Annotated in this window: 11 protein-coding genes and 1 tRNA gene; 6 read left to right on the top strand and 6 right to left on the bottom strand. The window is 68.5% G+C overall.

The window, feature by feature from the left end; genetic code table 11:
• Nucleotides 1-20: 20 nt before the first annotated feature.
• Entirely contained in the window at nucleotides 21-1328 is a 1308-nt protein-coding gene (locus tag ACRAS8_RS06340; protein ID WP_438484795.1) for a dihydroorotase, read from the bottom strand.
• Complete coding sequence (locus ACRAS8_RS06335; RefSeq protein ID WP_438484794.1) at nucleotides 1325-2308, bottom strand: aspartate carbamoyltransferase catalytic subunit; 984 nt, start codon at nucleotides 2306-2308, stop codon at nucleotides 1325-1327. The genes ACRAS8_RS06340 and ACRAS8_RS06335 overlap by 4 nt, the downstream gene beginning before the upstream one ends.
• 880 nt (nucleotides 2309-3188) lie before the next feature.
• Between ACRAS8_RS06335 and ACRAS8_RS06330 the strand changes: the two genes are divergently transcribed.
• The 4 genes from ACRAS8_RS06330 to ACRAS8_RS06315 all read left to right on the top strand — a co-directional run bounded on the left by ACRAS8_RS06330 (nucleotide 3189) and on the right by ACRAS8_RS06315 (nucleotide 8700).
• On the top strand, nucleotides 3189-5174 hold the full coding sequence (locus ACRAS8_RS06330) for a transglycosylase domain-containing protein (RefSeq protein WP_438484793.1): 1986 nt from the start codon (nucleotides 3189-3191) through the stop codon (nucleotides 5172-5174).
• A 74-nt stretch (nucleotides 5175-5248) separates the two neighbouring features.
• Nucleotides 5249-6538: a hypothetical protein gene (locus ACRAS8_RS06325; RefSeq protein ID WP_438484792.1), complete on the top strand. Its 1290-nt coding sequence runs from the start codon at nucleotides 5249-5251 to the stop codon at nucleotides 6536-6538.
• A gap of 158 nt (nucleotides 6539-6696) precedes the next feature.
• A complete protein-coding gene (locus ACRAS8_RS06320) occupies nucleotides 6697-7872 on the top strand; it encodes an amidase domain-containing protein (protein ID WP_438484791.1) in 1176 nt (391 codons plus the stop codon).
• Nucleotides 7873-8007: 135 nt separating this feature from the next.
• On the top strand, nucleotides 8008-8700 hold the full coding sequence (locus ACRAS8_RS06315) for a hypothetical protein (protein WP_438484790.1): 693 nt from the start codon (nucleotides 8008-8010) through the stop codon (nucleotides 8698-8700).
• A gap of 413 nt (nucleotides 8701-9113) precedes the next feature.
• On the opposite strand, the gene ACRAS8_RS06310 is transcribed toward ACRAS8_RS06315, so the two are convergent.
• Entirely contained in the window at nucleotides 9114-12392 is a 3279-nt protein-coding gene (locus tag ACRAS8_RS06310; protein WP_438484789.1) for an AfsR/SARP family transcriptional regulator, read from the bottom strand.
• A 259-nt stretch (nucleotides 12393-12651) separates the two neighbouring features.
• Here ACRAS8_RS06310 and ACRAS8_RS06305 point away from each other — a divergent pair, with 259 nt between their 5' ends.
• A complete protein-coding gene (locus tag ACRAS8_RS06305; RefSeq protein WP_438484788.1) occupies nucleotides 12652-14811 on the top strand; it encodes a tetratricopeptide repeat protein in 2160 nt (719 codons plus the stop codon).
• 204 nt (nucleotides 14812-15015) lie between these two features.
• Here ACRAS8_RS06305 and ACRAS8_RS06300 read toward each other — a convergent pair whose 3' ends face one another.
• The 3 genes from ACRAS8_RS06300 to ACRAS8_RS06290 all read right to left on the bottom strand — a co-directional run bounded on the left by ACRAS8_RS06300 (nucleotide 15016) and on the right by ACRAS8_RS06290 (nucleotide 17986).
• The gene (locus ACRAS8_RS06300; protein ID WP_438484787.1) at nucleotides 15016-15654 is read right to left on the bottom strand and encodes a hypothetical protein; all 639 of its coding nucleotides are present in this window, start codon (nucleotides 15652-15654) and stop codon (nucleotides 15016-15018) included.
• Entirely contained in the window at nucleotides 15651-16922 is a 1272-nt protein-coding gene (locus ACRAS8_RS06295) for a hypothetical protein (RefSeq protein ID WP_438484786.1), read from the bottom strand. Before ACRAS8_RS06295 ends, ACRAS8_RS06300 begins: the two co-directional genes overlap by 4 nt.
• A gap of 230 nt (nucleotides 16923-17152) precedes the next feature.
• Nucleotides 17153-17986 carry a PIG-L family deacetylase gene (locus ACRAS8_RS06290; RefSeq protein WP_438484785.1) on the bottom strand — a complete coding sequence of 278 codons (834 nt, stop codon included), beginning with the start codon at nucleotides 17984-17986 and terminating at the stop codon, nucleotides 17153-17155.
• Nucleotides 17987-18164: 178 nt separating this feature from the next.
• Here ACRAS8_RS06290 and ACRAS8_RS06285 point away from each other — a divergent pair.
• Nucleotides 18165-18238 (top strand) — tRNA-Met (locus tag ACRAS8_RS06285).
• The last annotated feature ends 85 nt before the right edge of the window (nucleotides 18239-18323 follow it).

Below are 18323 nucleotides of genomic sequence, written 5' to 3'. Positions count from 1 at the left end.
GTGAAGTCGAAACCGGACCGTCACTCTGCGATGACGCACGGTCGAATCGCCCGCCCGGCATCGGCGGTGACGCGCCCATGCAGGAATGTCGTGACGAGCGTGGCCGGCAACGTCATTCCCACGTAGGGAGAATTGCCTCCAGGGCTCGCCAACTCCGCTGCCCGAACCGTCCATTGCGCATCACCATCGACCAGGGCCAGATTCGCCGGCTCGCCCACCGCGATGGGCCGGCCGTGGTCAGCCAGTCCCGCGATCCGGGCCGGCCGTTCACTCATGACCCGCGCGACTCCCCGCCAGTCCAGGCACCCGGTGAGCACCATGGCCTTGACCACGACCGACAGGGCCGTCTGCAGCCCGATGGCCCCGGACCGGGCCTGTGCCCACTCCCGCTCCTTCGCGCCGGGCGGACAGGGGGAGTGGCCCGTGGCCACACAGTCGACGACCCCTTCCGCAAGCGCGCGGCGCAGCTCGAGCACATGGTCCGCGCTGCGAAGCGGCGGGTTCACCTTGAAGGCGGGGTCATAGCCGGCTACGCAGTCATCGGTGAGCAGGAGGTGATGCGGCGAGACGTCAGCGGTGACGCGGATGCCCTGATGCTTCACCCACCGCAGTAAACGCATGGTCCCCGCCGCAGACACCTGGCTGAAGTGGACGCCGGCGCCTGCCTGTTCGGCCAGCAGCGCGTCCCGCGCCACCATCACTTCCTCGGCCACGGCAGGCCAGCCCGACAGACCCAGGCGTGCCGCATTGGCACCCTCGTGGGCTTGAGCTCCCTCGGTGAGTCTCTGTTCCTCCGGGCGTTGGGCGATCACGACGTCCAGCGAGGCGGCGTATTCCAAGGCTCGGCGCATGAGCAGGGCATCGGCGACGCAGTGACGGGCGTCGGAGAAGACCCGCACGCCCGCATCCGAACGTGCCATGGCGCTGATCTCGGCAAGTCTCTCTCCGCGCAGGCCGGCGGTGACGGCACCTACTGGATGGACGTCGACCAGGCCGATGGACTGTCCGCGCTGCCACGTCCGGCACACGACGGCCGGGTTGTCGGCGACCGGATCGCTGTCGGCCATCGTGAAGACCGCTGTGTAGCCGCCCAGAGCCGCGGCCGCCGAGCCGCTCTCCAACGTCTCGGCTTCTTCGTCGTCAGGCTCGCCCAGATGGGCGTGGAGGTCGACAAAGCCAGGCAGGGCGATCAGGCCGTGGCGGTCGAGTTCGTCGGCGTCGGTAGCGTCGATGCCGTGGCCGATTTCCGCGATGCGCCCATCGGCGATACGGATGTCCACCGGCTCTTCGCCGTACGGTCGAACGCCTCGCACAACGAGGGATCTCACGCGACATTCCTCCCGTCGGCATCGTCGCGACCGGCGAGCAGATGATGCAGAACTGCCATCCGGACGTACACACCGTTCCGCACTTGTTCGCCGATCAAAGAGCGTGATGATTCCACTACGGCCGAGCTGATCTCGTTGCCGCGCAACACGGGGCCGGGGTGCAGCACGACTGCCTTCTCGGGCAGCAGGTCGGCGCGCGCGACGGAGAGTTGGAAGTTCTCCGCGTACTCCCGCAGCGACGGGAAGAATCCCCCCTGCATGCGTTCGGTCTGGATACGCAGCATCATGACCGCATCCGTCGTCGGCAACTCGGCGTCGAGGTCGTGCCCGATGGATATCTGCATTCTCCTGGCCCAGGCAGCGAATCCGCCGGGAAGCAGCGTCGCCGGCGCCACAAGGGCGATGTGCGCCCCCAAGGTCGACAGCAGATGCATATTCGAGCGCGCTACCCGCGAATGCAGGACATCACCAACGATCGTGATTTTCCTGCCCGCCAGGTCGCCCAGGCGATGCCATAACGTCGTCACATCCAGCAACGCCTGCGTGGGGTGTTCATGCATACCGTCCCCGGCATTGACGACCCTTGTGCCCGTACCGGCCAGCCAGCCGGCGATACGGTGCGGGGCCCCGGACGCCGGATGACGCACGATCACACAGTCGACGCCCATCATGGCCAGTGTCCGTGCGGTGTCCCGGAGAGATTCCCCTTTGCCGACCGAGGACCCGCCGGCCGACAGATTGACCACCTGGGCGCCCAGCCTCTTCGCCGCCAACTCGAAGGAAACACGCGTTCTGGTAGATGCCTCGTAGAACAACGTGGCCACCGTGCGTCCACGCAGCAAGGGCCTGATCTGGGAGGAGGGCTCCACCTCGGATACCCCCGATACCTCCGAAGACTCACCTCTGAATTCCAATGCGCCTGCCACGATGGATAACGCGTCGGCGCGACTCATTCCTTCAGTGGACAGCAGGCTTTTCATGTCGAGTTCACCGCCCCCGAAAATTCAGCGAATACACAATGCCGTCGACGAAAAATAACCGTAGGTGATGGGGGTACTTCGCGCCAACGATAAATATTGATCACCTGATCAGTTTCGTTAATCGCGGGGTTTGTGGAGCCCGTTGTCCCCTCCCCTTCCCATCAGGCCGGTTCCGCCGCACCCGGCAAACAAGCCTGGCAAGGCTCCTGCTCCTGCACCGGGCCCGGACACCGGTGCAAGCCACCGGACGGTCACCCGCCTGAAGCGCACCGGGGACGAAGCCTGGGAGAGCCGACGGCAGGCGAGGCGTTCGCGCGGCGGCGGCAGGTGCGGGCCTCACGATGTTGGTCACAGCCCACCGGCCCGCCGGCATCCGATCGCTCCCGGCTTGTCGGCGATGACGGGACGGGGCCGCGCCAGGCCATGCCTGGTTGTTTCCATTCGATCTTTGTGTGGAGATTTCGAAAAGGTCGCTGATAGGTTGGATATGTGGTGAAGGTCGCGATGTGGCTGGGGGGTTGCGGGATGGCAGTTGCCTCTGCGGCGGCTGCGTCACCCCGCGCGAGCCACACGCAGAGTGCGGAGAGGACACGGAGTGACAGGGGCTGGGCGGGGGGCGGGTGGTCCGGATGAGATCCACGGGCCGTCGGGTCGCCGGCGGATCACACAGCGGGAGCCTCTCGCCAGTGAAGGGAACGGCGTCCGGGCACCTACGTCCGCAGACCCCGAACACTCTGAACACACGGACCACACGGAACACACGCTGCAGCTGAGGGTTGAACCGCCTGCACCGGCCGGCGAGACCATACCGACGCGGCGGCCGGAGCGGACCGACGGGCGGCCCGGTCGGCGCAAGCCCGCTCAGTCGTCATCCGCCCGCATGCGCATCGGTACGCTGCTGAGCCCCCTCATCGAGCGGCTGGCGCCGTGCGCCCGCCGGCTCAGGCCGCGTTATCCGCGTCCGGGCCGCACCGGCTGGCGCCGCTGGATGCCCTCCTGGCGGCAGTGGCTGGGCGTCGTGTCGACGGCCGTCGGCCTGACCGGACTGTTCCTGGCCGTCGCCTACGCCGCCACCGACATACCCGAGGACCTGAACGCGTACGCCACCCAGCAGGACAACGTGTACTTCTGGTCCGACGGCACACCCATGGCGCGCACCGGCTGGGTGCAGCGCCAGGCGATGCCGCTGAAAGACATACCCGAGGACGTCCGTTGGGCCGTGCTGGCGGCCGAGAACGAGAGCTTCTACGACGACCCCGGCGTCTCTTTCAAGGGCCTCACCCGCGCTCTGTGGCGCACGGTCGGCCAGGGCGACACCCAGGGCGGCTCGACCATCACCCAGCAGTACGTCAAGAACGTCTACCTGAACCAGGACCAGACCGTCAGCCGCAAGTTCACCGAGGCGATGATCGCGCTCAAGCTCGACAACCGGTTGAGCAAGGACGAGATCCTGGAGGGATACCTCAATACCAGTTGGTTCGGCCGCGGCACCTACGGTATCCAGCGCGCCGCGCAGGCCTACTACGGCAAGGACGCCGGCGAACTCAACGCGAGTCAGGCGGCTTTCCTGGCCTCGCTGCTCAAGGGCGCCGGCCTGTACGACCCCACTCTGAGCGCGGCCAACCACCACCGGGCGGTGAAGCGCTGGAACTGGATCCTGGACCGGATGGTCAAGATCGGCAGGCTGTCGCCGTCCGAGCGGGCCGGGTATCGGACCTTCCCGGAGCCGCTCAAACAGAACCCGCTGTACGACACCGGCCAGCAGAGCGACTACCTGGTGGAACTCGCCTCCCAGTACGCCAAGAACGCCGGGCACCTCTCGGACCGGCAGTTCGACCTGGGCGGCTATCAGATCTACACCACCTTCGACCGCAAACGGGAGGCGGCCCTCGACGCCGAGGTGGCCAGGGCGCGCAAGAAGGCCCGGCAGACCCACCCGGACGCGGCAGCCACCGCCCATTACGGCGTCGCGTCGCTGGCCACCGACGGCCGCATCCTCGCCGTCTACGGCGGCCCGGACCACCGGAAGCAGGGTTACAACGAGTCCAACGCCGGGACGGTACCGGCCGGTTCGGCCTTCCTGCCGTTCGTCTACGCGGCAGGTCTGGAGCACGGCGTGGTGAGGAGGCGGGACGCACCCCGGGAGAAGGTCACCCCGCGGTCCCTTTACGACGGCGACGACGGCGTGCCCGTCAGCACACCGGAGGGCCCCTACTGGGACCGCAGCGGCAAGAAGGTCACCGCCCACAACGACGGCCGGAAGTCGTGGGGCCGGATGACGCTGCGCGAGGCGCTCGCCAAGTCGGTGAACACCCCCTTCATGCAACTGGGCATGGACACCGGCCTGGACAGGGTCAAGCAGACGTCCCAGGCGGCCGGGCTGCTGTCGTCGAGCCTGGGGCCACAGGTACCGGCCCTGTCCCTGGGCAGTTCCACACCGAGCGCGATCCGCATGGCCAGCGGATACGCCACCTTCGCCGCCGCGGGGCAGCACGTCGAGCCGTACTCCGTGCGCCGCGTCACCCGGAACGGCTCGGCCGTGCGGCTGGACCTCCCGGTCGCGCGCCGCGCGGTAACCGCCCAGGTGGCCGGGGAGGTGACGCAGGCGCTCGCCGACTCCTTCCGCGCCGCCCACCCTGACGCCGCTCCCGCCGCGGCGGGGGTGTCCGGCAAGGCCGGCACCGTCGCCGACGACACGGCGGCCTGGTATGTCGGCACGGCCCGCGCCGTGTCGACGGCCGTGGTCGTCTACCGCATGGACCTGGCCAAGAGCCTTGAACCGCTGCCGCTGAAGGGGCTCGCGGGAAGCGCCGCCGACAGCGTCCCGTACGACATCTGGGCGGTTGCCATGGGGCCACTGCGCTGATCTGCGGGCCCGTACCCGGACCCGCACTCGTATCCGCATCCGTACTGGAACATCCCTCGCAGATTGAGCCTTGTATGAAGTCGACTCCGGGCCGCCGCCGTAAGGCGCGCATACCCCGCCGCCCCGTCCGTACCCGATGCGCAGCCCTCGCGGCAGCCGCCCTCGTCGTCTGCGCGGCCGCCACCGGCTACCTGGTGTTGACCCAGACCGACGGCCAGGCTTCGGCTCCCTCCGGCGGTAAGGGGGGAGCGGTCGCCCAGAGCCCGCCGCCGCCTCGCAAGCAGCCGGAGTGGGACGGCACCACGAAGATCCTCGGGGACGGATCGACCTCCTACACCGGCCCGCAGAAAGGGCAGTTGAAGGCGGTGCCGCTCAAACCAGGGGAGGTGCCTCCCCAGTTCGTCGTCTTCTCCTGGGACGGCGCGCTGGAGGGCGACGACCGGCTCTTCTCCCACTACCGCGAGATGGCCAAGCGCTACGACGCCCACATGACCTTCTTCCTCACAGGCATCTACCTGCTGCCCAAGAGCAAGAAGGATCTCTACCACCCGCCCCAGCACCCGAGGGGTTCCGCCGCGATCAGCTACCCCACCGACGAGCACATCCGCACCACCCTGACGCAGCTCGCCGCGGCCTACGAGGACGGCAACGAGATCGGCACCCACTTCAACGGCCACTTCTGCGGCGCCAAGGGAGGCGCCGACTGGAGCGTGCAGGAGTGGAAGAGCGAGATCGACCAGTTCTACGACTTCGTGGAGAAGTGGCGGACCAACACCGGCGACAAGGACACTCCCGCGCTGCCCTTCGACTTCCGCAAGGAGGTGGCCGGCGGCCGAGCTCCCTGTCTGGAGGGCCGGCCGAACCTGCTCAAGGCCATGAAGAGCTACGGCTGGCGCTACGACGCGAGCTCCCCGGGCGACTTCCAGATATGGCCGAGCAAGAAGAACGGCATCTGGGACTTTCCGCTGCAGATGCTTCCGTACCCCGGTGGCGACTACCAGGGCCTGTCGATGGACTTCAACTTCCTCTACAACCAGTCCCACGGCGAGACCAAGGGCGATCCGGCCAAGTACGCAACCTGGGAGCGGCAGACCGTCGACTCCTACATGGCAGGCTTCAACCGCGTCTACTACGGCAGCCGGGCACCGCTGTTCATCGGCAACCACTTCGAGGACTGGAACGGCGGTATCTACATGAAGGCCCTCGACCAGGTGGTCAGGAAGACCTGCGCCAAGAAGGGCGTCAAGTGCGTGTCCTTCAAGGAACTCGCCGACTGGCTCGACGTGCAGAAGCCCGAAACGCTGCAGCGCCTGCGCGGCCTGGATCCGGCCCAGTCGCCGGACTGGTCCACGGTCGTCCCATGACCCGGAAGCCGGCCTGGCTCCGATTGCCCACGCCTCTTCACATACTTCAGACATCTCGTACAGAATCCGATCGCCCGGGCTGTGTACCGGAGCAGAGGGGAACATCGTTGAAATCCACGAGAACAGGCCGCAAGTGGAGCCGCGCCACCATAGTCACGGTGGCGACAGCCTCGGTGGTCACAGGAATCCTGCTGCCCAACGGGAGCGCGAGCGCGGCGGGCCCGGCCGGCCCGACGGTGGACTCGGCAACCAAGGCCGCGTTCCAGCGCCTGGCCGACGCGGTCTTCACCGATCGCACGCAGTCCCTGGTGAGCGATGTCCGTAGTGGGCGTCAGAAGTCGCACCCGCAGCGGACATCCGGCTTCACCGGAAAAGTGCGCCTGTCCGAGACGCAGTCGCGCGAGGAGCGCTCGATGCTCGACGCACTGCGTGCCCGCAAGTCCCGCCTCGCCCGGCTCGGTGAGAGGTACAGCGGAGCCGGCACCCGTGTCACGCTGGACGCCACCTGGGTGGCAGGCCGGTATGCCACGGTCGACGTCACCGAGACCACGACTCTGGCGTACGAGGCGGCCAGGGGTGCCCGGCCCGAGACCACCGGGTTCCGGGCCCACCACGAACTTTCCTTCCAGGCCGATCGCAAGGGTGACTGGCGGCTGACCGATGTCCGCGACACCGACGCTGGCTACCTCGCGGTGAACCAGGTCGCCAAGCCGTCCACCGCCAAGCTGTCCCTCGCCAAGCCGTCTGCCGCGAAGCCGTTCGTCGCCGCGCCGGCCACCGCCGCCGACCCGCCCTCGGCGACCCGCTCGGCCACGACGTGGCCCGCGCCGGGCAACCCGAAGAACTTCACGGCCACCGGGTACGACTACCACGCCATGGCGGCCTACGCGACGAAGTACTGGAACGACTACAACCCGGACTACCCCGATTTCAGCGGCGCCGGCGCCGGCGGGGACTGCACCAACTTCGTCAGCCAGTCCCTCAAGGCCGGCGGCTGGCAGCACGTCCCCGGCTACACGACGGACTTCCACAAGTGGTTCGGCAACGCCGAGATCCAGTCGGATTCGTTCGTCGGCGTCAACGAGTTCTCCTGGTTCGCCCTGTCGTCCAAGCGCGCCACCAGCCTCGCGAACGTCTACCAGATGGACGTCGGCGACGTGCTGCAGCTGGACTTCGACAAGGACGGGTCCAAGGACCACTCCATGATCGTCACCAAGCGCAGCCGGCAGGGCATGCCGTACGTCACCTATCACTCCACCGACACCTACAACAGGTCGGTGGCCAGCCTCATCGTGTCGTACCCGACCGCCGCGTACTACGCCTACCGCACCTGAGAGGCACCCGACACAGCGGCCGGCTCCGCGGCCCGGCCACCGCACTTCGGAGTCCCCGCACTCGGATGATCCGCGGTGGCCGTACGCGTTGCCCGCCGGGTCCACCGCCGGGAGCCATCCGCGATGATGGGAGGCGTGGAGAATGCGCCGAAAACAGTTGAGATCGAGGTAGTGCCGGACGCCAAGGGCGCACTGGCCTGGCTGCATGAGCGACTGACGCCCAGCACGGACGTGTGGGAGCACGTCGTCACCGAGGTCGTCCCCGAGGGATTCTCCGCGTACGTACGCGTCTTTCACGCATGGACCGTGGAGGAGGACCCCGGACTGCGCCGGACATGGCGGGAGATGGCTGAGGCCGCCGGTGTGCATTACCACGGCGAGCTGGCGGGCGGGCCGCTGCGGCAGGAAATGCTCACCCCGCCCGTCGGGGAGCAGTGGGAGACCCCTGACGCGGAGGCCGACCTCGTAACCCGGCGCGGCCTGGCGGAGATTCTCGCGGGCGCCACGGCCCCGGATCAGGGAATCTGTTTCAGCTATGAGCTCGCCAGAACTCTCTTCGGCAAGGAGCCCATGGTCTGGAAGTCCTCGCTGTCCGCGCTGGAAGCGGTCCGCACGCACATGGGCGAGGAGCACGGGGGACCTGAGCACTGGTGGCCGGAAGACCGCAGCTGGGTGGTCGGCTGCGACTGGGATCTGTGCTCGACCTATATCGCCTGTTCCGAGGAGCTGGCCGAAAAGCTCGTCCGCAGCGACCTCGTCGAGGCTCTCAGGGTTGCCCCCACTGCCCGCGTCGACGACGGCTCCGACAGCATCAATACCTCCTCGTAGCCAAGTCACCCGGGCGTGGGCCCCGCCAGGGCCTCGGTCCTGGCGGGGCCCACGCCGGTGATTTCTTCAGGCGTCCTGGCTGACGGACGGGTTGCAGATGGTCGGTGCAGTAGCGGTTGACGTCTCGTGGGCGGCGCGGGTGTGTGATGCGGAAGGGAGGACGGCTGTCGAGGGGTGGGGCGTGCAGGGCACTTGCGCGGCGGCCATCGCCACCGTGGGGATAAGGGCGAGCAGGCCGATAGAGGCAGCACGCAGCATGAGGTTAGCCTTACTTCTTTCATGCCCCGGTATCCGTGCGCACATTTGCAGCGCACGGATACCGGGGTCGGAGAATCAAAATGCGTAAGCGACGCTACACCGGGCTGAACGGCATTGCGAATCCGGGCTATAGGTTCTGGAGAGAACCTTTGGGGTCAGTCCGCCGCCTCATTCGAGGCCTGTCGTAGCCGGCCGCTTACGCGCGCGGCCGCGCCCTTGTCGCCTAGCTCGCGGAATATGCCAAGAGCATCTTCCAAAAGCATTTGCGCTGCATCGAGGTCGCCTTCATCGTGTCGGATTTCCGCCAGGGCTTCTAATGCTCGCCCGGTTTCCTCGGGATCCTGGGTGCGGCGGGCCAGGAGGAGTGCGGACTCGAAGTGCTCGGCGGCCGGCCGCAGCTGTCGCATGGCGGCTTCCGCGTTCCCCAGGTGGCGCAGGGCGCGGCACTCCTCGTAGCGGGCGCCGATGCTGCGTGCGAGGTCAAGCGCCCGGGTGTGGTAGTCGACGGCCTCGGGGAAGCGCCCCAGACTGTGCTGGGCGGTGCCGAGGCCGATGAGTCCGTTGGCCTCGTTCTTCCGGTCACCGAGTCGCTGAAAATCGAGGAGGCAGTCCCGGTAGAGCCTTGATGCTTCCTCGGCGTTTCCGGCGAGTGCCGTAATCTCTGCGAGGTTGAACCGGGCTATCGCTTCGTCATGCGGATTCCTGATTTCCTTGGCGATATCGAGTGCTTCCTCGATGTACCGTCGAGCGAATGAGATATTCCCCATGCGTACATGAAGATCGCCCAGGTTGTTCTTCGTTTTGCCGACCGTCCTCGTGTCGCCGGCCCGCTGGGATTCGTCAATGGCTTCCAGGAAACGCTCCTGCGCCTTTTGGTACTCGCCCAGGTGCAGCAGGGCGATGGCGATGTTGTTCACGTACCTGGCGCGGTTCGCCGCGTTTCCGGATTCATTCTGTACGGCCAGCGCCTGCAAGTAGAAGTCCAGGGCCGTCCGGTACTTTCCGCGATTCCAGTCAAGTACGCCGAGCGCGCGCAGCGCCTCGCTCTCCGCATCCGGGTAGCCCAGGGTGCGGGCCAGTTCCAGTGCGCGGTGGCAGGCTTCCTCGGCCTGCGGGTAGTGGCCGGTCTGTGCGTGCGCGCCGCCCAGATCCAGCAGGGCGAGGCAGAGCGCGCGCCGGTCACCGGTGCGCTGCCAGTGGCTGACGGCGTGTCCGTGCAGCCGGTCGGCGTGCGTCCAGTGGCATTCGGCGTCGAGGAAGCCGGCCAGAACGTGACAGAGCTGGGCGGCGCGCCCGGGGGAGCTGTGCACGCGGTCGTAGTGCTCTGTGGTGAGGAGGTTGGCGCGTTCGAGGCTCAGCCATGACCGGGCGTCATCAGCATCGCTGAAGTGAGGCAAGGGCCAAGGCCCTGGAGCGAGTTCATGGGCCAGGCGCAGCCGCTGAGGGTAGATCAGCGCATCGGCCCGTGACGCGGTGCACAGATAGAAATCGGCCAATTGGTTGAGGGCATTACACCGCTCGACGTCGTCGTCGGTGGAGTTGGCCAGGGCGCGCGCGTACTCACCCAGAAGATCATGAAACCGGTACCGGTGAGGGGAGGGTTCCTGTAGCAGATGGCACTGCAGTAGCCCTTCAAGAAGCCGCTCGGTTGCCTCCAGCGACCGGTTCAGCAGGGCGGCAGCCGCGTATGGTCCGAACTCCGATCCCAAATGCAGACCGAGCAGGCGGAATGCGGAACGCTGGCCGGGCGTCAGCGTTTGGTACGAGATTTCGAATGCGCGGCCTATTTCGTGGTAGGCGTCCCGGATTTCTCCCAGCCGTCCCGAACCGCGTGTGAGGCGCTCGCGGAGGGTGGCCAGCGTCCATGACGGGTGGGTGCTGAAGCGGTTGGCGACCAGCTCGATCGCCAGCGGCAAATGCCCGCAAAGATGGACGATTTGCGCGACTTCGCTGATGTCCTGACTGCGGTGCTCCCCGGCGAACTGCAGAAAGAGCGCGATCGCGTCCTGTGGCGGCAGTACGTCCAGAGCCAGTGAGTGGGCGCCGGGCAGTCCGGCCAGGTGCCGTCGGCTCGTGACGATCGCCAGGCTGGGGGAATCACTGGGGAGGAGCGGGATGACCTGGGAGGGCGAGGTGGCATCGTCCAGGACGAGGATCACGCGCCGGCGCGCCAGCATGGTGCGCCACAGTGCGGTGCGCTCCTCGATGTCGGCGGGGATGGCGTCGGCGGGAACACCCAGCAGGCGCAGCAGCATGGCGAGCGCCTGGCCGGCTTCCAGCGGTTCCTGTACGCGCGCGTGGGCGCGGAGATCGAGATAGAGCTGCCCGTCGGGGAACCGGTCGCCCATGTGCCGCGCGGCATTGATCGCCAGCGCCGTCTTGCCGATCCCGGCCATCCCGGAGATCGATTCCAGGGTGACCACCGACCCGTGGTCGGCGACCGCTTCGACGGCCCGGCTCAGCCGCCGTAGCTCCGCCTGCCGTCCGATGAGAGCGGATTGCCGGGGCAGATTGTGCGGTGCGGGCATCACCATGGGCGGTACGGAGCCTGAGGGGGCCGCGATGGACCCGGCGGCCGCGACGGTCCCGGTGGCTGCGGCGGACGCGGCGGATGCGAGGGGCATGGCGGGCCCTGCGGGCCCCGTGGACCCGGTGGACTCGGCGCCCCCGGGAAGCAGGTCCCGCACCGGCGCGCGCCGGAGGATGCGCTGATGGATGCGCGCCAGTTCCTCACCCGGCTCCGTGCCCAACTCGGCGCGCAGTCTGCGTAAGGCGACCTGGTAGACGCGGAGGGCGTCGGCATGCCGTCCGCATCCGTAGTAGGCGACCATGAGATGGCCGATCAGCGTTTCGTCGTCGGGGTGTTGGTCCACCAGGTCGGCCAGGTCCCCGACGACGTCGGCGAAGCGGTGCAGCCGCAGTTCGAGGGCGATCCGGGAGGACGTGACACCAAGGCGCCGCTGGGCGAGCTTCCTTCGTGTGCGCTCGGGCCACAGCCCGGGCAGCCCGGCGAGCGCGTCGCCACGCCAGAGATCGTCGGCTTGGTGAAGGAGGTCGACGGCGGCTTCGGTGTTTCCGCCGTCCGCTGTGGAGCGGGCCTCGGAGGCCAGGCGCTGGAAGCGATGCCAGTCGATCGAGCCCGCGTCCATGCGCAGTGCGTAGGTGTGCGCCTGATGTGAGATACGCGGTACGTCGGGTCCGGCGCCGTACTCGCGCAGCGCCTTGCGGATTCGCGACACGTAAACGTGCACGTTCTTACGGTCGTTGGCCGGCGGATCGCCCTCCCAGAGGCGGCCGACGAGTGCGTCCAGCGAGACCGGACGGCCGACCGCCAGAGCGAGTGAGGCCAGGATCAGACGTTCTTTGTCCGAACCGAGGCCGAAACAGCGACTTTGTGCCACGAGGCCGACCGGGCCGAGCACTTGGATGTCCACCAGCGCCTCCCCCTGACAGTGCACACCCCGCCGTCAACGACTATGACAGGGGTCACAAAAGAGGGGCCAGAGGGCCTGGCGCAATGGCCGATTCCTATGCCATCGCTCTATGTCAGGGTCTCTGTACCGTACTTGATGGGTAGTTCCCCTCCGATCAATGTGCGACCGATCACCCATCCGTGACCGATCTGCGAGCGAGTCGATCCACTTTTTGGTGCAGAGGTGATCGGTAGCGGGGGTTGGTGGAACAGGGGGGCGGATGCGTCGGGACGAGAACGTGGTCGGCGGCGAGGCACAGGTCAACGGCCCCGTCATCCAGGCGGGAGAGGTCACCGGCGGCATCCATCTCCATGGCGCCGAGCAACGGCCACCCCTTCCGGTCCCACGCCAACTCCCGCCCCTCACCGCCCATTTCATGGGCCGCTCCGACGACCTGGCGGCGCTGGACGATCTGCGCTCCCGACACGACGGGCACTCACCGCCGCTGATAGTGGTCAGCGGTCCTGCCGGTGTCGGGAAGACGGCGTTGGTGACACGGTGGCTGCGCGACACCGACGAGGCGTATCCGGACGGCCATCTCTACGCCGACCTGCGCGGGCACTCCCCCGAGGGACCCGCCGAGCCCGGAGAGATCCTCGGCCAGTTCTTACGGGCCCTCGGAGTGGGCCCCGTCCCGGCCGGACTGGCCGAACAAGCCGCGCTCTGGCGCTCGGTCACCGCGGACCTCCGGATCGGCATAGTGATCGACAACGTTCTGTCCGCGGCCCAGGTCCGGCCCATCCTGCCCGGCGGCAGACGCGGCCTCACCGTCGTGACCAGCAGAAACCGGCTGACCGGACTGAGCGTGGACGGCGCTCGGGTGCACCACCTGGGCGTCTTGGACCCGGCAGCGGCCGAGGAACTCCTGTCGCGAGGAGTGGGTCGGGAACGCGTGCAGAACGAGGCCGCCGCGGCTCGCGAGGTGGTTCTGCTGTGCGCCGGCCTTCCCCTGGCCGTATGCCTGGCCGCCGCGCGTCTCGCAGCGCGGCCCAAGCAGCCGCTGCGCGCCCTGGTCGACGCGCTCGCGGAGGACCGCGATCGCCTGGAGGAGCTGACAGTGGAAGGGGAAAAGGCGGTACGCAGCGGACTGGACGGCTCGTATGCGGTCCTGTCGGAGGGCGCGGCGCGACTGTACCGGCGCTGGGGCCTGCTGCCGGTACGGGTATTCGAAGCGCGCAGCGCGGCGGCGGTCTGCGGGGTGCCCCTGCGGGTGGCCGAGCGGCTGATCGACGCGCTGCTTGAGGCCAATCTGATCGAGGAGTCCGGGCCAGACGCCTATCGCTTCCATGATCTGGTGCGGCTCCATGCGCGCGAGCGCGGTTTCCTGGACGAGACGGACGACGGCCGCAGCGAGACCCTGCGCCGGGCGTGCGACTGGTACCTGGCGACCGCCACTGAGGCCCAGCGGCTGCTGACGCCCATTCAGCTCACCCTGCGGCGGGACTTCGCCTTCCGCCCCGACGGCCTCCCGCTCCCGTTCGACGACGAGACCGGGGCGCTGGAGTGGTTGGCCGCGCACCGGCTGGACCTGCTGGAAGCCGTCCGCACCGCGACCCGACAGGGCTGGTACGACACGGGCTGGCAGATCGTCGACGCGATGTGGCCGCTGTTTCTGCGGCTGAGACACTACGGCCTGTGGATCGAGGCCCACGAACTGGGACTTGCCGCCGCGGAACGCGCCGGTGACCGGACCGCGGAGCGCCAGATGCTCAACTCCGGCGCCATCGGCCTCACCAGCGCGCATCGCATCGACGATGCCATCGACTGGTACCACCGGTCCCTGATCGCCGCGCGTGAGGCCGGCGACGTGCGAGACGAAGGACAGGCGCTGCACGGCCTGGGCACGTGCCATCGCGAGGCGGGCCGCACCGGGCAGGCCGTCTCGTACCTTTCCCAGGCCATCACGGCGTGGGAGAGCTGCGGCTATCAGCGCGGTGCCGCGCTGTCCCGGATCATCGTCGGTGAGATCGCCCTGGAGGACGACGACATCGACCGCGCCGTCGGCTGCTTCTCCCAGGCGCACACCTCGCTGACCGAGGTACGGGACCCGTACGACGCGGCGCGGGCGCTGGCCTTCCTCGGATACGCGCACACACTGGCCGCAAGCCCGGGGAAGCGAGCCGCAGACACCAGGGCCGATGCCTACGAGCGGGGCATTGGTGAGCTCCGGGAGGCGCTGGCCGTCTTCGAGGCGTCGGGAGCGGCTCACTGGCGGGCCAGGGCCTTGGAACTGCTCGGCCGGAGTGCCCAGCACCATGGCGATACGGATGCCGCCCGGGAATTCTACGAGCGTTCCCGGGCGGCTCACCTGCCGCACAGCCCTGATGAGGCGGAGCGGCTGGCGGGGCGGTTGGGGGAGCTGGGCGGGGGGACCTGTTGAGGGCGGATTCAGGGGGGCTCGAACGGAACCCGTAGGGGGTGCGAGCGCCCCCTACGGGCCTACAACGCGGTGGGCGGCGGCGGTATTCCCGGTGCTCGGCCTTCCCCTTGCTCGGCCTTCCCCTTGCTCGGTCTTGCCGTTGCCCGGTCTTTCCGTTGCGCGGCGCGTGCTCGGCGCGATAGGGCCTCGGTATGTAGCAGGCCCTCAAGCTGTGTACGTAGCGCGCGTCAGTACGACCATCGACGCCAGCTTGCCCCAGGATTGCCCCGCTGCCGCCCAGCCGTACAGGCAAGAGGGGAGCAACGCTCGGTCCGGGGCCGTGGGCGGACTTCCGCACCAGGACGGCGCGGGCACCAGGCACGGTCGCACCTGCCCCCGGCCGCCCCGGCGTTCCGCCACCGCCCAGCCCCCGTCATCCAGGGGCAGCGTGGCGAGCCGGCAGCCGACCCGGTCGGCGAGTACGTCCGCCACCCAGCGCAGGGCGTGGGCACGTGGGCGGGGGACGCTGCCGTGCAGCAGGTCGGCGCACCCGAGCCAGCGTTCCTCGGTGCAGAGGTCGATATCCACCGCGAAGTGGTCATGCAGGCAGGGCAGCCGGCCTGCGTCGACAGGCGCATCGGCGTTCCTGGCCGTCCCGTCGTCCTGTGCGTTGACGGCGTACCCGCCTTCCGTCACGGCCTCCACCACATACGCTCCCCCCGGCGTGCCGAGAACCATCCGCAGCGTCGGCGCCCCGGTGCCGGGCCGGGCCCACCGGCCGCCCGCCGCCGTGGCCGGTTCGACGCTCACCAGCCGGCCGCCGCGCCGCACCCACCGGGGCGCACCGGACGTGCACGCCGTCATGCCGGTACCTCCGACTCTCCCGCGTGCCAGGCATCCCCGTCATCCCTCGCCACCCAGGTATCCAGCGCCGGCGGCAGCGGCAGGCGCCGGGTGACGGCCGGGAACGCGGGCTGGCCAAGTCCCAGGACGCGGTACATCAGCCGCCGCATGTTCCGGCTGAACCGGCCGGGTTCGGAGGTGATACGCGCAGCGATGGCGGCGTAGTCCTGCCGTCGGTACTCGGCCGCCGCGTAGTCCAGTTGCTCCAGCAGCCCATGGGCGGGTGACAGCGTCGGTGCGGTGACGGCGAGCGCGGCGGCCGGCGAGGCGGGGTTGATCTCCCGTTCCGGTGACGCCGCCAGCAGGATCGGCGCGTGGGTGAGCGTGCCGTAGAGGGTGACCGAACCGTGGTCCCCGATGATGCCGTCGGCCGCGATCAGGACCGTACGCCAGTCCGCCTCGGGCGGCACCACCGCGATGCCCCGCGTCCGGCACTGCGCCAGCCAGGCGTGTACCTGCCAGGGCCCGTGCCCGGACCACACATTGGGGTGGACGAGGACGGCCACCCGTATTGAGTCGTCGTTCAGCTCGCTCAGGAGCCGGGGCAACAGCGTCTCGAACGAGCCGAAGGACGAATGCGGACCCCAGGTGGAGACCACGCCGATCAGCCGCTGCCCGGCGCCGATGCCGAGCGCCCTACGGTAGGCATCGCGCTGCGGCAGGCTGATCGCCATCCGGTCGTGCGCCGGGTCACCGGCCACGACCGCCACGGGAAGGGCCGCCGGGCAGTGACGTGCCAGTTCGCCCGCATCGTCCTCGTGGGGCAGTACGACGGCGGCCGGCAGCGGCCTGCCGTCCGGCACGATGTCCCGCCGGGACAGTCCCGCCACCCACTGCTCGTCCGAAGTTCCCACCCGCTTGAGGTAGTTGGCGCCGTGCGGCAGTGTGATCAGCGGGCCCCGGATCTCCTCCACGCCGCGCGGACCGGCGGCCAGTACGAGATCGAACTCCATCCGCACCGCTTCCTGCCAGGTGAGCTGCGCACTGCCCAGCCGGCCGAGCAACTGCGCCACCCCGTCGCCGAACTCATGCGGCGGCGCGGTGAACATCACCTGGATGCGGAAGTCCGACTCCAGCAGCGAGAACACCTCCTGCAGCCGCTTCCCGTAGGGCACGGTGTGCACGATGACCAGGACGCGTTTGCGGCCGACCAGCGTCAGCCACTCGCGCTTGTGCTCCGGTTTCTGGCTCTCCCGTCCCAGTCCGTAGGACGTGGTGATTGCCGACATGACATCCCCCAATGTCTGCTGTCCGCCGCCGTCGTCGTGACGGCCGCCTCCCGTTGCCCCCGGCCGATCCGCGGGGGTATGGAGGAGCTGCCCGGGTGGGTGTGCGAAAGGCTTGCCGGGCGGTTGCAGAAAGCTTGCGGCGCGGGTGACGTCGACAGGACCTGGAGCGTTTGCGCCGGTCAGGGGGTGTTGTCGTCGAAGGTGGCCCCGGGCCCCGGTTGGACGGCGGATCAGCGGAGTCCGGCGAAGAGATCGTCCTCGGGTACGGTCGCGCCGGTGGCGTCCTGGACGCGTACGAAGGTCTCCATGCCCATCAGCTCGCCGAACCTCTCCTTGCCCATCTTGAGGAAGAAGATGCTCTCGCCCTGACTGGCGTGTGCGGCCAGCGCGTCGAACTTCTGACCGCTGAACGCGGTGGTCTCCACCCACGTGGTGATTTCGTCGTCGGGGAGGCCGATCTCGGCCATCGCGGCGGCCTCGGCAGGATCCGGCTCCGGCATGTCCTCATGAAACTCGCGCATGATCTCGCCGAACCGCTGCATCATCGAGCGGGGCATCGTCGTCCAGTACACCTTCGGTGTCAGCGCGGTCATCTTCAGCGCCGCCATCGTGATGCGGTGGGCCTGGATGTGGTCGGGGTGGCCGTAGAAGCCGTTCTCGTCGTAGGTGACGACCACATCGGGTCGGTAGTGCCGTATGAGTTCCGCGAGTCGGGCGGCGCCTTCCTCCACGGGGGTCTGCCAGAAGGAACCGGGGGCGTCGTTGCTCGGCCAGCCCATCATCCCGGAGTCGGCATAGTCCAGCATCTCCAGATCGCTGACCTTCAGGACGTCACAGCTCGCCTGGAGTTCTCGACGGCGCATCAAGGCGACGGCCGCCGGATCGTGCCCGGGATCGCCCGGCTTGACACCCCCCGGTCCGTCACCGCAACCGCCGTCGGTACACGTCACGAGAACCGTGCGGATGCCCTCCGCCGCGTACCGCGCGAGGACCCCTCCGGTTCCGGTGGCCTCGTCGTCGGGGTGGGCGTGCACCGCCATGAGCGTCAAGGGCCGGTCAGTCATGTAACAGTCCTCCTGCAGGAATACGTGTGGTCTCGGTCGTGCAACAGCGCGGCCGGGCCGGCTGTTCCCGGCGCGCACGAGAACACCTCGACACCTCGACACCCCGGATCACAGGGCGGTCGGCGGCAGACGTCGATTCGGTGGATCCGTGCCAATGCCGTACAGTTCACCGTGCCGTCGCGGGGTGGAGCAGCTCGGTAGCTCGCTGGGCTCATAACCCAGAGGTCGCAGGTTCAAATCCTGTCCCCGCTACTCACAGGTGAAGGCCCGGTGGATCCACCGGGCCTTCACTGTTCGTGTTCTCGTGTTCTCGATTTCGATCTGGCGGCGGCCCGGT

Source organism: Streptomyces sp. S186, assembly GCF_051603415.1.
Classification (GTDB): Bacteria; Actinomycetota; Actinomycetes; order Streptomycetales; family Streptomycetaceae; genus Streptomyces.
The sequence above is the reverse complement of the archived record's forward strand: the minus strand, read 5'-3'. Positions and strand labels throughout refer to the sequence as shown.

Excerpts from the sequence above, each read along its gene's own strand:
- ACRAS8_RS06295 (WP_438484786.1), bottom strand. The coding sequence starts at position 16,922 with ATGTCGGCAATCACCACGTCCTACGGACTGGGACGGGAGAGCCAGAAA.
- ACRAS8_RS06325 (WP_438484792.1), top strand. The coding sequence starts at position 5,249 with ATGAAGTCGACTCCGGGCCGCCGCCGTAAGGCGCGCATACCCCGCCGC.
- ACRAS8_RS06335 (WP_438484794.1), bottom strand. The coding sequence starts at position 2,308 with ATGAAAAGCCTGCTGTCCACTGAAGGAATGAGTCGCGCCGACGCGTTA.
- ACRAS8_RS06300 (WP_438484787.1), bottom strand. The coding sequence starts at position 15,654 with ATGACGGCGTGCACGTCCGGTGCGCCCCGGTGGGTGCGGCGCGGCGGC.
- ACRAS8_RS06305 (WP_438484788.1), top strand. The coding sequence starts at position 12,652 with ATGCGTCGGGACGAGAACGTGGTCGGCGGCGAGGCACAGGTCAACGGC.
- ACRAS8_RS06330 (WP_438484793.1), top strand. The coding sequence starts at position 3,189 with ATGCGCATCGGTACGCTGCTGAGCCCCCTCATCGAGCGGCTGGCGCCG.
- ACRAS8_RS06290 (WP_438484785.1), bottom strand. The coding sequence starts at position 17,986 with ATGACTGACCGGCCCTTGACGCTCATGGCGGTGCACGCCCACCCCGAC.